Annotated in this window: 11 protein-coding genes; 10 read left to right on the forward strand and 1 reads right to left on the reverse strand. The window is 72.4% G+C overall.

Going from position 1 to position 15,396, the window contains the following annotated elements; genetic code table 11:
• Nucleotides 1-11: 11 nt before the first annotated feature.
• Nucleotides 12-1,262, reverse strand: coding sequence for an ROK family protein (locus tag ABGB18_RS00730; RefSeq protein WP_347693282.1), 1,251 nt, complete (start codon nucleotides 1,260-1,262; stop codon nucleotides 12-14).
• A gap of 470 nt (nucleotides 1,263-1,732) precedes the next feature.
• Here ABGB18_RS00730 and ABGB18_RS00735 point away from each other — a divergent pair, with 470 nt between their 5' ends.
• From ABGB18_RS00735 to ABGB18_RS00780, 10 genes are all read left to right on the forward strand, one after another.
• Nucleotides 1,733-2,899 carry an ROK family protein gene (locus ABGB18_RS00735; protein ID WP_347693283.1) on the forward strand — a complete coding sequence of 389 codons (1,167 nt, stop codon included), beginning with the start codon at nucleotides 1,733-1,735 and terminating at the stop codon, nucleotides 2,897-2,899.
• A 401-nt stretch (nucleotides 2,900-3,300) separates the two neighbouring features.
• The gene (locus tag ABGB18_RS00740; RefSeq protein ID WP_347693284.1) at nucleotides 3,301-6,102 is read left to right on the forward strand and encodes a carbohydrate-binding protein; all 2,802 of its coding nucleotides are present in this window, start codon (nucleotides 3,301-3,303) and stop codon (nucleotides 6,100-6,102) included.
• A 34-nt stretch (nucleotides 6,103-6,136) separates the two neighbouring features.
• Nucleotides 6,137-7,846 carry a ThuA domain-containing protein gene (locus ABGB18_RS00745; protein WP_347693285.1) on the forward strand — a complete coding sequence of 570 codons (1,710 nt, stop codon included), beginning with the start codon at nucleotides 6,137-6,139 and terminating at the stop codon, nucleotides 7,844-7,846.
• Between the two features lie 183 nt (nucleotides 7,847-8,029).
• Nucleotides 8,030-9,322, forward strand: coding sequence for an inositol-3-phosphate synthase (locus ABGB18_RS00750; RefSeq protein WP_347693286.1), 1,293 nt, complete (start codon nucleotides 8,030-8,032; stop codon nucleotides 9,320-9,322).
• Nucleotides 9,315-10,247 carry an SCO3242 family prenyltransferase gene (locus ABGB18_RS00755; protein WP_347693287.1) on the forward strand — a complete coding sequence of 311 codons (933 nt, stop codon included), beginning with the start codon at nucleotides 9,315-9,317 and terminating at the stop codon, nucleotides 10,245-10,247. The genes ABGB18_RS00750 and ABGB18_RS00755 overlap by 8 nt, the downstream gene beginning before the upstream one ends.
• Complete coding sequence (locus ABGB18_RS00760) at nucleotides 10,244-11,260, forward strand: sugar phosphate isomerase/epimerase family protein (RefSeq protein ID WP_347693288.1); 1,017 nt, start codon at nucleotides 10,244-10,246, stop codon at nucleotides 11,258-11,260. The genes ABGB18_RS00755 and ABGB18_RS00760 overlap by 4 nt, the downstream gene beginning before the upstream one ends.
• Nucleotides 11,257-11,973: an EboA domain-containing protein gene (locus ABGB18_RS00765; RefSeq protein WP_347693289.1), complete on the forward strand. Its 717-nt coding sequence runs from the start codon at nucleotides 11,257-11,259 to the stop codon at nucleotides 11,971-11,973. Before ABGB18_RS00760 ends, ABGB18_RS00765 begins: the two co-directional genes overlap by 4 nt.
• Nucleotides 11,973-12,851, forward strand: coding sequence for a TatD family hydrolase (locus tag ABGB18_RS00770; RefSeq protein ID WP_347693290.1), 879 nt, complete (start codon nucleotides 11,973-11,975; stop codon nucleotides 12,849-12,851). Before ABGB18_RS00765 ends, ABGB18_RS00770 begins: the two co-directional genes overlap by 1 nt.
• A complete protein-coding gene (gene eboE, locus ABGB18_RS00775) occupies nucleotides 12,851-13,960 on the forward strand; it encodes a metabolite traffic protein EboE (RefSeq protein ID WP_347693291.1) in 1,110 nt (369 codons plus the stop codon). Before ABGB18_RS00770 ends, eboE begins: the two co-directional genes overlap by 1 nt.
• 31 nt (nucleotides 13,961-13,991) lie before the next feature.
• Nucleotides 13,992-15,374 carry a nucleotide pyrophosphatase/phosphodiesterase family protein gene (locus ABGB18_RS00780; RefSeq protein ID WP_347693292.1) on the forward strand — a complete coding sequence of 461 codons (1,383 nt, stop codon included), beginning with the start codon at nucleotides 13,992-13,994 and terminating at the stop codon, nucleotides 15,372-15,374.
• Nucleotides 15,375-15,396 lie beyond the last annotated feature (22 nt).

Genomic DNA, 15,396 nt, shown 5'->3' on the forward strand with positions numbered 1-15,396 from the left:
GTCGCGGCGGTCTAGGCGGAGTAGACGTGATCGCTGATGAGGCGGGCGCCACCGACGACCCCGGCGATGTCCTCCAGCTCGGACAGGACGATGGGCAGGTTACCGGTCGCCAGTGGCAGCGAGCGGCGGTAGACGACGCTGCGGATCTCCGCGAGCAGCACGTGGCCGAGCTGGGCCACCCCGCCCGCGATGATCACCAGGCCCGGGTTGAAGAAGCTGACCAGCCCCGCCAGGACCTGGCCCACGCGGCGGCCGCCGTCCCTGATGAGCTGGATCGCCGCCGCGTCGCCCTGGGTGGCGGCCGCGGCGACGTCCTCGGCGGACAGCCGTCCGGCCGCGGCCAGGCGTTCGGCCAGGAAGGACGAGCGGCCCGAGCGAGCCGCGGCCTGTGCCTGGGAGGCCAGGGCGGCACCGCCGAAGTACGCCTCCAGGCAGCCCGTGTTGCCGCACGCGCACACCGGGCCGAGCTCGTCGACCCGCATGTGCCCGATGTCGCCGGCGCTGCCTGAGACGCCGCGATAGATCTTGCCGTCCACGACGATGCCGCAGCCGATGCCGGTGCCGATCTTGAGCAGCAGGAAGTCGCCGACCTGCCGGGCCACCCCGGCGTGCAGTTCGCCGAGCGCCATGATGTTGACGTCGTTGTCCAGCATGGCCGGGCAGCCGAGCTCCTGGCTGACCGTCTCCCGCATGGGATACCGATCCCAGCCGGGCATGATCGGCGGCGCGACCGGAAACCCCTCGGCGAAGCTCACCGGTCCCGGCACCCCGATCCCGGCTCCGTGCAACTGGGTGAACAGGCCCTGCTCGCGCAGCTTGCCGGCCAGCACGAGCACCCGGTCGAGCACGTGCGCGGGGCCGAGCCTGATGTCGCACGGCTCGCTCACATGGCCCAGCACGCGCAGCTCGCCGTCGGTGACGGCCACGTCGACCGAGGTCGCCCCGATGTCGATGCCCGCGAAGCGGGTGTTGCGCGACAGCCGCACCTGGCCGGAGCGGCGGCCGCCGCGCGAGGCCGCCAGCCCGTCAAGCTCGACCAGCCCCAGCCCGACCAGCTGGTCCAGCTCGGAGTTGAGCTTGGAGCGTGACATCCGGCCCGGGTGCGGATAGACGCCGCTGACCGGCAGCGCGCTCACCGGGAAGCCGCCGGGGGCGGCCGGGCCGGCGATGAGGTCCGCGAGCTCGGCCCGCGATCGTGGCCCGTCCCGCAGCACGCGCAGCAGTGCCGCCTGGTGGGAGTTCTCCGGCCGGTTCGACTTCACCTACCACCCCTCGGCGCAACCGATGTCGGGTGGAACGTACCTGCTTCCGCCACCGCAGGAAAGACCTTTGTCGCAGATCAACCACCATTCCGTTGAAATCATGAAAAGTAGGGACCTGGCGCGCGGGTGACCGTTGCGGGACGGAACTCGCAGGCATGGGCCGTATCGCCAGGTAGAAGGGGTCGGGCCGGCGCCTCGGGCCCTCGGTGGGGTTTCGTCGCGGCCCTCGGGAGTGCTGTTCAGATCGGGACTGAGGGGTTAGCCTCCGGTGAAAGTTTCCAGCCCAGCGGCCTGCCGCCGCGTTTTGCACCACCTGACCGGCCGAAGCGCCGGCCAATGCCGACCTTTCGATGAGTCAAGGCAAAAGTTCAGATGCGTGAACGAAACATATGGACAACATGGACGTAACACTTTAATCTTGCGGCACAACCAGCCGCAAAGGTAGTGAAAGTGGCAGGAGGTGCAGCGAATTGGACTTCCAGCGCCGCCTGCTCCGCCTGCTGAGGGACGAGGGACCGCTGTCCCGCGCCGACCTCGGCAATCGGCTCAACCTGCCCCGCACCCGGGTGATCGCCGAACTCGAAAGGCTGGTGGCCAGCGACCTGGTCCGCGAAGCCGGCCCGTCCGCCTCGCGCGGGGGCCGCCGCTCCACTCTCGTCGAGCTCCATCCCGGCATCCGCTTCGCGGGCGTCGACCTCGGGGCCACCTCGATCGACATCGAGATCACCGACGGCCGCCTCGGGCCGATCGCCGCCTACAGCGAGCCCGCCGACATCCGCTCCGGCCCGCAGGCGGTGCTGAGCCGGGTCGACGCCATCCTGGCCAAGCTCCGCGCCGAGGGCGCCTACCGGCGCCTCAACGGCATCGGCATCGGCGTGCCCGGTCCCGTCAGCTTCCGCGACGGGGTCCCCGTCTCACCACCGATCATGCCGGGCTGGGACCGCTATCCCGTACGCCGTCTGCTGGCCCACGAGCACCACTGCCCCGTGGTGGTCGACAACGACGTCAACGTCATGGCGGTGGGGGAGCGCCACGGCGGCGTCGCCCGTTCCGCCGAGAGCATGCTCTTCGTCAAGATCGGCAGCGGCGTCGGCTGCGGCATCCTCCTCGGCGGCGAGCTCTACCGAGGCTCGGACGGCTGCGCCGGCGACATCGGCCACATCCAGGTCCAACCACACGACCCGGTCTGCACCTGCGGCAGCATCGGCTGCCTGGAGGCGCTGTTCAGCGGCATCGCGCTGGAGCGGGAGGCCACCGCCGCCGCGCGCTCGGGCGCCTCGGCGGCCCTGGCGCGGCGGCTGACCCTGTACGGCTCGGTGAGCGCCAAGGACGTGGCCGAGTGCGCGGCCGAGGGCGACGCCACCTCCCTGCGCCTCATCCGGGAGGGCGGCCGGCGGCTCGGCGGCGTGCTGGCCGGGCTGGTCAGCTTCATCAACCCGTCCATGATCGTCATCGGTGGCGGGCTGACCGGGCTGGGCAGCGTACTGCTCGCCGAGATCCGCAGCGTGGTCTACCGGCGCTCGCTGCCCCTGGCCACCGGCAACCTTCCCGTCGTGCTGTCCGAGCTCGGCACCCGCGCCGGCGTCGCGGGCGCGAGCTTCCTGGCCAGCGACCTCGCCTTCGCGGAGGCGTCATGACCGCACGACGATCGCCTGGCGCGCCGAGCCGCGCCACCACCGCGGTCCTGATCGACCGCACCGAAGGGGGAGAGCAGGGCCGGCAGGGCGGACGCCGACCACCCTGGCGACCCGGCCCCGCTCTTCACGCCGGGTGGAGACCGCTGGGCGCTGCCGGTACCGGCGCCCACGGGTACCGACTCCCACCCGGCCGATGAGCGGGGCGTCCCCCATGACACCGTACGGTCCGCCCAGCACAAGAGCGGCAACAACGCACGACCGGCACCCGCCGGCCGATTCGGCGAGGTCGGCAGCGTGCCGGGAACGACGCCTCCGATGGGCGGGAGTCCATCTCCGTGTCGTTGGCGTGAGCGGCGCACGCCTGTCTGAAAGTCCTTCGACAGGAAGCGGAACCACCGATCATGTTACGAAGACTGGCTTTATGCATCGCGATCACCGTGGCCGCCCTCGGCCTCGCCGTCCCGTCCCCGGCCATGGCGGCCGGCTACACGCAGGTGACCCTCGCCAAGGGCGTGGCCGAGACCGGCGAGCCGATGGGCCTGACCGTCCTGCCCAACCGGGGCGTCCTGCACACCTCGCGTGACGGCACGATTCGCTACACCGATTCGCTGGGCAATACCAAAGTGGCGCTCACCATCCCGGTGTACACCCACGACGAGGAGGGCCTGCAGAGCATCAAGGCCGACCCGAACTTCGCTTCCAACCGATGGGTCTACGTCTACTTCGCCCCGCCGCTGAGCACCCCGGCCGGTGACGCGCCGGCCACCGGCACCGCCGCCCAGTTCGCCCCGTTCAACGGCGTGAACCGGCTGGCCCGCTACACCGTCAACGCCGACCACACGATCAGCGCGTCCTCGGCCGTCACCATCCTGGACGTGCCCACCAGCCGTGGCATGTGCTGCCACGTCGGCGGTGACATCGACTTCGACGCGGCCGGCAACCTGTACCTGTCCACCGGGGACGACACCAACCCGTTCGACTCCAGCGGTTACACGCCGATCGACGAGCGCGCCGACCGCAACCCGGCCTTCGACGCGCAGCGCAGCTCCGGCAACAGCAACGACCTGCGGGGCAAGGTGCTGCGGATCAAGCCCGGCGCCACCGGCGGCTACACCGTCCCGGCGGGCAACATGTTCGCCCCCGGCACCGCGGGCACCCGGCCCGAGATCTACGCCATGGGCTTCCGCAACCCGTTCCGGATGAGCGTGGACAGGGCGACCGGCATCGTCTACCTGGGCGACTACGGACCCGACGCCGGCACCGCCAGCTCGACGCGCGGACCGGCCGCGTCGGTGTCGTTCGAGCGCATCACCCAGCCCGGCTTCTACGGCTGGCCGTACTGCTCGCAGTTCAACGTGCCCTACATCGAGTTCACCTTCCCCAGCGGGCCCTCGGGCTCGGCCTACAACTGCGCCGGCGGGCCGACGAACAACTCGCCGCGCAACACCGGCATCACCCAGCTTCCCGCCTCGCGGGCGGCGTGGCTGCCGTACGGGGCCGGGCAGGACCGGCCGGAGCTGTGCTGCGGCAGCCTGTCGCCGATGGGCGGCCCGGTCTACCGCTACGACGCCGCGCTCGCCTCGGACGTGAAGTTCCCCCAGGCCATGGACGGCAGGGTGTTCCTCGGCGAGTTCGGCCGGCGCTGGATCAAGACCGCCACCGTGACGTCCGGCGGCGGGGTCGGGACGATCGAGTCGTTCCCCGCCTACACCGGCACCCAGGTGATGGACCTGGAGTTCGGGCCGGACGGCGCCCTGTACGTGCTCGACTACGGCACCGGCTGGTTCGGCGGCGACGCCAACTCCGCCGTCTACCGCATCGAGTACAACGCCGGCACCGGCCAGGCTCCGATCGCGGCGGCGGGTGCCAGCCCGAGAAGCGGCAACGCGCCGCTCGCCGTGCAGTTCAGCTCCGCGGGCACCACCGACCCGGACGGCGACCCGATCACGTACGCGTGGGACTTCACCACCAACGGCAGCACCGACTCCACCGCCGCCAACCCGACCTTCACCTACACCTCCAACGGCCAGTTCACCGCGACGCTCACGGCGACCGACAGCACCGGCCGCAGCGCCACGGCCAGCGTCGTCATCAGCGTCGGCCAGGCGACGGTCACCCTGACCTCCCCGCCCAACGGGCGGGTGTTCAACTTCGGCGACGCGATCCCGTTCCAGGTCAGCGTCAGCGATCCGAACAACCCCAACGTCGACTGCGGCCGGGTCAAGGTCAACTACATCCTCGGCCACGACAGCCACGGCCACGCGCTGACCAGCGCGACCGGATGCTCGGGCACGCTCCAGACCACCGCCGACGGCGAGCACGACCCCAACGCCAACATCTTCGGCGTGCTCGACGCCGAGTACACGCCGCCCGGCTCGACCACGGCCATCCACGCGTCGCAGGCCGTGCTGCAGCCGCGTACCCGCCAGGCCGAGCACTACAGCGCCCAGCAGGGCGTGACGATCGTGGCCAAGGGATCGGCCAACGGCGGCAACGCGGTGGGCTTCATCGACAACGGCGACTGGATCTCGTTCACGCCGTACAACCTGGCCGGGGTCACCTCCTTCACCGCGCGGGTCGCCTCCGCCGGCGCGGGCGGCACGCTGACACTGCGCTCCGGCTCGGCGACCGGCACGGTGCTCGGTACGGCCACGGTCGCCCCCACCGGAGGCTGGGAGACCTGGGCCAACGTCACCGGCACCGTCACGCCCCCGGCCAGTATGTCGGCCCTCTACCTGGTCTTCACCGGCGGCGCGGGGTCGCTGTTCGACATCGACGCCTTCACCCTCAACGGCGGCGGCCAGCCGCCCGCGACGAACCTGGCGCTGAACAAGCCGGCCACGGCCTCCAGCACGGAGGCGGCCGCCTATCCGGCCTCGGCGGCGGTGGACGCGTCGGCGACGACGCGGTGGGCGAGCGCGTACTCCGATCCGCAGTGGATCCAGGTCGATCTGGGTGCCACGTACACGGTCAACCGGGTCCGGTTGCTGTGGGAGGCCGCGTACGGGTCGGCGTACCAGATCCAGACCTCGCCCAACGGCAGCACCTGGACCAGCGTGCGCTCGGTGACCGGCGGCAACGGCGGCGAGGACGACAACACCGGCCTGAACGCCTCCACCCGCTACGTCCGCATCTACGGCACCACCCGAGCCACGGGCTGGGGCTACTCCCTGTTCTCGTTCGAGGTCTACGGCAGCAACTGAGCACCACGCCAGCACCGCAGCAACTGGAGGATCCATGCGCAGACTCTTGGCAGGTGTGAGCGCCGCCATCGCCCTGGCCGCCGGCAGCCTGTCCGCCGCCGCTCCGGCCGCGGCCGCCGACGTCCCCTACGACGTCCTCGTCTTCTCCAAGACCGCCGGATTCCGGCACGACTCCATCCCCGTCGGCATCCAGACCATCCGCGACCTCGGCGCCGCCAACACCTTCACGGTCACCGCCACCGAGGACGCCGCCGCGTTCACCACGGCCAACCTCGCCCAGTACGAGGCGGTCGTCTTCCTCAGCACCACCGGTGACGTGCTCAACGCGAGCCAGCAGAGCGCGTTCGAGTCCTACGTCCGCGGTGGCGGCGGCTATGTGGGCGTGCACGCCGCCGCCGACACCGAGTACGGCTGGCCCTTCTACGGCCAGCTCGTCGGCGCCTACTTCGCCAGCCATCCGGCGATCCAGCAGGTCAACTCCAGGACCGAGAACCGGGCCCACGCGGCCACGGCGCACCTGCCGCAGACCTGGACGCGCACCGACGAGCTGTACAACTACCAGACCAACCCACGCGGCACCGCCCGCGTCCTCGCGACCCTCGACGAGTCGTCCTACTCCGGCGGCTCGATGGGCGGCGACCATCCGATCACCTGGTGCAAGACGATCGACAGCGGGCGCTCGTTCTACACCGGCTTCGGCCACACCCAGCAGTCCTACGCCGAGCCCGCCTTCCGCTCCCAACTGCTCGGCGGCATCCGGTACGCGGCCCGGCAGACCAAGGCCGACTGCCGGCCCGAGACCGGCTACACCGCCCTCTACAACGGTTCCACCAGCGGCTGGGCGCAGTCCGGGCCCGGTGGCTTCGGCAACTCCGACGCCACGCTGACCTCCTCCGGAGGCATGGGCCTGTTCTGGTACAACGCCCAGCAGTACACCTCGTACTCGCTGAAGGCGGACTGGAAGCTCACCGGGGACAGCAACTCCGGCATCTTCGTCGGCTTCCCCAACCCCGGCGGCGACCCCAACGTCGCGGTCAACCAGGGGTACGAGATCCAGATCGACGCCAGCGACACCGCGGACCGCACCACCGGTGCCATCTACGGGTTCAAGTCCGCCGACCTCGCCGCCCGCGACGCGGCGCTCAACCCGCCGGGGGAGTGGAACACCTTCGAGATCCTCGTCGAGGGCCAGCGCATCCGCGTGTACCTCAACGGCTCCCTGATCAACGACTTCACCAACACCGACCCCAACCGCAGTCTGGACGGGTACGTCGGCCTGCAGAACCACGGCAGCGCCGACCAGGTCGCCTTCCGCAACGTCCGGATCAAGCCTTCGGGCACGCAGCCACCCGTCTCCAACCTGGCGCTGAACAAGCCGGCGACCGCCTCCAGCCTGGAGTCGGCCGCGTACCCGGCCTCGGCGGCGGTGGACGCGTCGGCGACGACGCGGTGGTCGAGCGCGTTCTCCGATCCGCAGTGGATCCAGGTGGATCTGGGTGGCACGTACACGGTCAACCGGGTCCGGTTGCTGTGGGAGGCCGCGTACGGGTCGGCGTACCAGATCCAGACCTCGCCCAACGGCAGCACCTGGACCAGCGTGCGCTCGGTGACCGGCGGCAACGGGGGTGAGGACGACAACACCGGCCTGAACGCTTCGACCCGCTATGTCCGCATCTACGGCACGGCCCGAGGCACGGGCTGGGGCTACTCCCTGTTCTCCTTCGAGGTCTACGGCACGAGCTGACCACTGGGGCGGGTCCGGGAACCCTCCCCGGACCCCAACACCGAGCCCGCACCCCCCGGCCCCCACGACTCCGCATCCACCACGATTCCGCACCCACGACTCCATACCCACGACGATCCCCGGCTCCGGCCGCCGGGATCCCCACCCCACCCACGAAGAAGGGCGAGAAAGAGAGCGAGCTGCATGAGCACCGGAATCTGGTTGATCGGAGCCCGCGGATCGGTCGCGGTGACCACCATCGCCGGCGCGGCGGCGCTGCGCGCGGGTCTGACCGAGCCGTACGGCTGCGTCACCGAACTTCCCCATCTGCGTAACCCCGCCGTGCCCGCCCTGTCCGACCTCGTCTTCGGCGGCCACGACATCACCGCCACACCGCTGATCAAGAAGGCGGAGGCACTGGTCGCAGCCGGTGTCCTGCCGGCGCGGATCGCCGCCGCCGTGGAGGCCGACCTGGCCGCCGTCCAGCACGCGCTGCGCCCGGTGCCGCAGGCCGGCACCCAGTACGAGACCGCGCGCCTCATCGCCGCCGACATCGACGACTTCCGGCAGCGGCACGACCTCGACCGGGTCGTCGTGATCAACGTGGCCTCCACCGAACCCGCCACGCCACCGCACCCGGCCCACGGCGGCCTGGCGACACTCGAAGCCGCCCTCGCCACCCCCGGGGACGTCCTGCCGCCGAGCTCGCTCAACGCGTACGCCGCCTTCACCGCGGGCTGCCCCTTCGTCGACTTCACCCCCTCCACCGGCGCCCGCCTCCCGGCGCTGCACGAACTGGCCATCCGGGCAGGCGTGCCCTATGCCGGCCACGACGGCAAAACCGGCGAAACCCTCGTCAAGTCCGTGCTGGCCCCCATGTTCGCCATGCGCAACCTCCGGGTGCGTACGTGGTCCGGCACCAACCTGCTGGGCGGCGGCGACGGCGCCAACCTCGCCGACCCCGCCGCGAACGCCGCCAAGGCCGCCAGCAAACAACGAGTCCTCGCCGAAACCCTCGGTTACCAGCCCCAGGGCACCAGCCTCATCGAGTACGTGGACGACATCGGCGACTTCAAGACGGCCTGGGACCTGATCACCTTCACCGGCTTCCTGGGCACCGCGATGCGGATGGAGTTCACCTGGCACGGCTGCGACTCAGCCCTGGCCGCCCCGCTGATCCTCGACCTGGCCCGGCTGACCACCGCCGCCCACACCACCGGCCGCACAGGCCCCCTCCCCGAACTGGCCTTCTTCTTCAAAGACCCCCTCGGCCCCATAGACCGAACCGGCGCTCCCACCCCACGCGACGATTCCGACCCCCGTGGCGCCTTGGGCTCGCCCGGCGGTTCCGGCCCGTCCGGGGAATCCGGCCCGTCGGGAGCCCTCAACTCGCCCGGCGGTTACCACACCCAGGACGGGCTCGGCGGCGTCCCCCACTCGCTGGCCGAACAGTGGGCCGTGTTGGTGGGCTTCGTGCGAGGGCTGGCCGATGGCTGACCGTCCGAGCTGGCGTGACCTCGCCGAACTGGTCCGGGCCCCGGCCGCGCTGTCGGTGCCCGGCGATGCGGTGGCCGGGGCGGCCGCGGCCGGGACGCTGCGCCCCGCGACCCTCGGGCTGATCGCGGCCTCGGTCTGTCTCTACTGGGGCGGGATGGCCGCCAACGACTGGGCCGACCGGGACCTCGACGCCCGCGAGCGGCCGGAGCGGCCCATCCCGTCCGGCAGGATCAGCCCGGGCCAGGCGGTGGCCGTGGCAGCGGGCCTGACCATGGCCGGGTTGGCGCTCGCGGTGGCGACCGGAGGCCGGCGGGCCGCCACAGTCGCGCTTCCGCTGGCCGGTGCGGTGTGGGCCTACGACCTGCGCGCCAAGAACACCCGTGCGGGCCCGGCCATGATGGCCGCCTGCCGGGGCCTGGACGTGCTGCTGGGCGCCTGCGCCGCCCGATCGGCGCCGCCCGGGGCAGGCGGTGCCGTCGCCAGGGCGATCCCGCCCGCGCTGACGGTGGCCGCACACACCTACATGGTGACGACCTTGTCCCGCTACGAAGTCTCCGGCACCGGCCGCGCCCTCCCCGCGACGACCCTCGCCGCCACCCTCGCCACCTCCGCGGCCGCCACCGCCCCCGGCCCGAACCTGACCACCAGCCACAGCCCGGGGGTGGGCGGCGCTTCTGGCCTCAGGCCGGGGTTGGCCGGCGTGCTGGCGGTTGGGTATGCCGTTCGGTACGGGGCCGCACAGGCGCGGGCGCTGGCTGAGCCCTCGCCGGAGCGTGTGCGTGGTGCGGTTGGGGCCGGCATCACCGAGTTGCCGCTGTTGCAGGGTGCCCTTGCGGCGCGGGCCGGTGCGCCCGTGGCCGGGCTGTGCGTGGCCCTCGCCGCGCTGCTGGGCCGGCGGCTGTCCCGGAAGGTGTCCCCGACATGACGACACCAGCGGACCCGCCGCTGCGCTTCGGCTACGGGACGAACGGATTCACCAACCACCGGCTGCCCGAGGCGCTGACCGTGCTGGCGGATCTGGGTTACGACGGCGTCGCTCTGACCCTGGACACCGGCCACCTCGACCCCTTCGAGCCCGGCCTGGCCCGGCGGGCCGCGCGGGTGGCCGCGGACCTCGACCGGCTGGGGCTGGCCGTGGTGATCGAGACCGGTGCGCGTTACCTGATGGACCCCTGGCACAAGCACGCGCCGACGCTGCTGCACGACGATCCGGAGCGACGTCTGGAGTACCTGCGGCTGGCGGTGCGGGTGGGCGCCGACCTGGGCGCCGAGGCCGTCTCCTGCTGGGCGGGAGTGCCCCCGCCGGGGGTGCCCGACGCGTGGGATCGGCTGGTACGCGGCTGTGCCGAGATCGTCAAGGTCGCCGCGGAGGCCGGCGTCAGGCTCGGGTTCGAGCCGGAGCCCGGCATGCTGGTGGCCGATCTCGCGGGCTGGCTGCGGCTGCACGCCGACCTGGGCCATCCGCCCGGCTTCGGCGTCACCCTGGACCTCGGGCACTGCCGCTGCCTGGAACCACTGCCGGTGCCGGAATGCGTCGCCGTCTCCGCGCCGTACCTGGTCAACGTACAGATCGACGACATGCGCCGGGGCGTGCACGAGCACCTGGAGTTCGGCGACGGCGAGATCGACTTCCCGCCGGTGCTGGCCGCGCTCACGGCGGCCGGCTATCGCGGGCTGGTGTCGGTGGAACTGCCCCGCCACGCGCACGCCGCGCCCGCCGTGGCGGCGCGCTCGATCGACTTCCTGCGCCGAGCAGCCGCGCTTGCGGCCGCGACCCCGGCCCCACGGCAGCTCGGTCCGGTGACGTGGCCACCGGAGGGTGGTGGTTCGGTGGCGGGCCCGGAGGGCGGCGGGGGATCGGTGGCATCGCCGATCGACGGTGGCGGGCCGGGAGCGCCGTCGCGCGCTGACACGGCGGCTGGACAGGAGGAGCGATGACGACTTTGGATGGACTGCGCAGCGCGCTCGTCCACCACGGTGCCCTGACCACCGGCGGGTGGCTCGCCGGGGCCGTGGCCCGGGTGGTGATCGAGCCGGACGGGCTGGAGCGGCTGTTCGCGGCCGCGGGCCGTCAGTGCGGGCGGGCGCTTCTGCGGGCGGAACCCGGGTGGAGCGCGGATCAGGCCGCGCGGGCGTTGCTGCTCGCCGCGCTGCCGCCGGCCAGGATGCCTGCCGCGGTCGACACCGCCTACCAGCACGGGGACGCGGGTGAGAAGCTGGCCGTGCTGAAGGCGCTGCCGCTGCTGCCGATCGGTGACGCGGGCCTGCCCCTGCTGCGCGACGCGCTGCGGACGAACGATCCCCGGCTCGTGGCGGCGGCCCTCAGCCCGTACGCGACCCGCCTGGACGACGCGGCCTGGCGGCAGGGTGTGCTCAAATGCGTCTTCATGGGCGTGCCGCTGGAGCAGGTGCACGGCCTGGACGAGCGGGCGGACGCCGAGCTGGCCGCGATGCTGGACGGATTCGTCCGGGAACGCCGCGCGGCCGGGCGTACGGTGCCGGGCGACGCCCTGACGCTCCTGAGGCGAGTGGTCTCGCTGGAGCAGGCCGACGCCACGGCCGGATCGCAGAGAGCCGCCCGGCCGGAGAAGGGCGACGTCACGGCCGTACTGGACAGAGTCGCCCCGTTGGAGCAGGACAAGGAGGCCTGATGCGTGTCTTCGATTCCCACATCCACATGACCTCGCGCACCACGGACGACTACGAGCGGATGGCCGCGGCCGGAGTGCGGGCGGTGGTCGAGCCGGCCTTCTGGCTGGGCCAGCCGCGTACGAATCCCGGCTCGTTCGCCGACTACTTCGACGCGCTGGTCGGCTGGGAGCCGTTCCGGGCGAGCCAGTTCGGCATCCACCACCACGCCACCATCGCGCTGAACCCCAAGGAGGCCAACGACCCACGCTGCCGTCCCGTCCTCGACCTGCTGCCCCGCTACCTGGACAAGGACGGGGTGGTGGCGGTCGGCGAGGTCGGCTACGACGCGATGACGCCGGAGGAGGACGAGGTCTTCGCCGCGCAACTCGCGCTCGCGCTGGAGCACGACCTGCCCGCGCTGGTGCACACACCGCACCGGGACAAGGAGCGCGGCGTCGAGCGCAGCCTCGCCGTCGTCGCCGAGTCCGGCATCGACCCGGCCCGGGTGACCCTCGACCACCTCAACGAGGTCACCGTCGCCAGGGCCCGCGACGCCGGGGTCTGGCTCGGTTTCTCCATCTACCCCGACACCAAGATGTCGCCACCCCGGATGGTGGAGATCCTCCGCCGGTACGGGCTGGAGCGGGTGCTGGTCAACTCGGCCGCCGACTGGGGCCGCTCCGACCCGCTGCTGACGGTGTACACCGGGGAGGCGATGCTCGCCGGCGGCTTCACCGACGACGACGTCGACCGGGTGCTGTGGCGCAATCCCGTCGAGTTCTACGGCCAGTCCGGGAGGTTGACCCTGCCGGAGACCGAAGCCCACGGCGAGCAAACAGGCGGCACCACCCGCCAGGCCACGTTCGCCGGGAACTCGATCCTGCGAGGCGGTAGCTGATGCATCACCTGAGCTACTGCACCAACGTGCACCCGGCCGAGGACCTGGACGGCATCCTCGCGCAGTTCGACACCTACGCGGTCGCCGTACGCCGCGAGCTGGCGGCCGACGTGCTCGGCCTCGGGCTGTGGCTGCCCGCACCGACGGCCGCCGAACTGGCCGCCGACGCGACCCTGCGCCGCCGGTTGCGCCGGGAGCTCGACGTCCGCGGCCTGGAGGTGGTGACCCTCAACGGGTTCCCGTACGGCGCCTTCCACGCGCCCGTGGTCAAGCACGCCGTCTACCGTCCCGACTGGACGAGCCGGGAGCGGCTCACCTACACCCTCGACCTGGCCCGCATCCTGGTCGACCTGCTGCCCGACGGCGCGGCCCGCGGCTCGGTCTCCACCCTGCCGCTGGCCTGGCGGCGACTCTGGGACCCGGCGCGCGCCGACGTCGCGCGGCGGCACCTGGACGAGCTGGCGCGCGGCCTCGACGACCTCGCCGCGACCACGGGCCGCCCGGTTCGTGTCGGTTTCGAGCCCGAGCCGGGCTGCGTCATCGAGAACACCGCCCAGGCCGCCGCGCTGCTGTCCGGCATCGACACCCGATGGCTCGGCATCTGCCTGGACCTCGCCCACCTGGCCGTCGCCTGGGAGGAACCGGCCGCCGCGCTCGACCGGCTCCGCGCCGCCGGGCTGCCGGTGGTCAAGGTACAGCTCTCCGCCGCACTGGAGGCCGCCGATCCCGTCGCGGCGGAGGAGGCGTTGCGGGCCTATGTCGAACCGCGGTTCCTGCACCAGACCCGCTCGTCGCTGGGCGTCGCCGCGGACGACCTGGACCAGGCGCTGGCCGAGCGGCTGCCCGGCCCGTGGCGGGTCCACTACCATGTTCCGCTGCACGCGGCGCCCGCCGCCCCGCTCTCCTCGACCGTGCCGCTGCTGCGAGCCGCCGTACGCGAGCTGCTCGCCGGCCCCGAACCGGCCTGCGACCACTTCGACGTGGAGACCTACACCTGGGACGTGCTGCCGCCCGAGCAGCGGCCCCGCGACGCCGCCGCGCTGGCCGGCGGCATCGCCGCCGAACTGGCCTTCGCCCGCTCCCTGCTCCCCGCGGAGGTGAGCCGATGAAACCCCTGGTCGTGCTGGATGAGGTGAGCCGATGAAACCCCTGGTCGTGCTGGACATCGTCGGGCTGACGCCACGGCTGCTCGCGCACATGCCGAGCCTGCGGGCCGTGGCCGAGCGGGGATTCCAGGCCCCGCTCGGCACCGTGCTGCCCGCGGTCACCTGCACCGTGCAATCGACGTTCCTGACCGGCGCCACCCCGGCCGGGCACGGCATCGTCGGCAACGGCTGGTACTTCCGCGAGCTGGGCGAGGTGCTGCTGTGGCGGCAGCACAACGCGCTGGTCGGCGGCGAGAAGCTGTGGCAGGCGGCCCGCCGGCGGCAGCCGGGCTACACGGTGGCCAACATCTGCTGGTGGTACGCCATGGGCGCCGACGTCAACTGGACCGTCACCCCGCGCCCCATCTATCACGCCGACGGCCGCAAGGAACCCGACTGCTACACCGACCCGCCCGAACTGCACGACGACCTGACCGCCGCCCTCGGCACGTTCCCGCTGTTCACGTACTGGGGGCCGGGCGCCGGCCTGCCGTCCTCGCGGTGGATCTGCCGGGCGGCGCAGCGCGTCATGGCCGCCCACCGGCCCGATCTGACCCTGGTCTACGTCCCGCACCTCGACTACGACCTGCAGCGGTTCGGCCCGTCGGCGCCGCAGGCCGCCGCCGCGGCGGCCGCCCTGGACCAGGTGCTCGCGCCGCTGCTGGCGGCGGCCGCGGCCCGCGACGCGACCGTGGTCGTGCTGTCGGAGTACGGCATCACCGACGTCGCCAGGCCCGTGGACGTCAACCGCGCGCTGCGCGCCGAGGGCCTGCTGCGCGTCTACCGGCAGGACGGCATGGAGTACCTCGACCCGTGGACGTCGCGCGCGTTCGCCGTGGCCGATCACCAGGTCGCGCACGTGTACGTCCGCGACCCCGGCGACGTGGCCGCCGTGGCGAAGCGATGCGCCGGGCTGCCCGGCGTGGCCGAGGTGCTGGACGAGACCGGCAAGGCGGCGCACGGCCTGAACCACCCCCGCTCCGGCGAGCTGGTGCTGGTCGCCGAGCCGGACTCCTGGTTCACCTACTACTACTGGCTCGACGACACCGCCGCGCCCGACTTCGCCCGCCTCGTCGACATCCACCGCAAACCCGGCTACGACCCGGCCGAGCTGTTCTTCGACCCCGCGGCACCGGCGGCGGCCAAACGCCGGGCGGCCGCGGCCCTGGCACGCAAGAAGCTCGGCCTGCGCTACCTGATGAGCGTGGTCGGCCTGGACGCCGGCGCCCAGGCGGTACGCGGCTCGCACGGCCGCCTGCCCGCCGACCCCGCCGACGCCCCGGTGCTGCTGTGCTCCGACGCGTCCGCCGCGCGACCCCAGCTCGCCGCCACCGAGGTGAAGGACTTCCTGCTGGACCTCGCCACGGGACCGGCCTGAGCGGGCTCACGGACGACAACCA

The sequence above is a fragment of the Nonomuraea sp. B12E4 genome (genome assembly GCF_039871825.1).
Taxonomy (GTDB): Bacteria; Actinomycetota; Actinomycetes; order Streptosporangiales; family Streptosporangiaceae; genus Nonomuraea.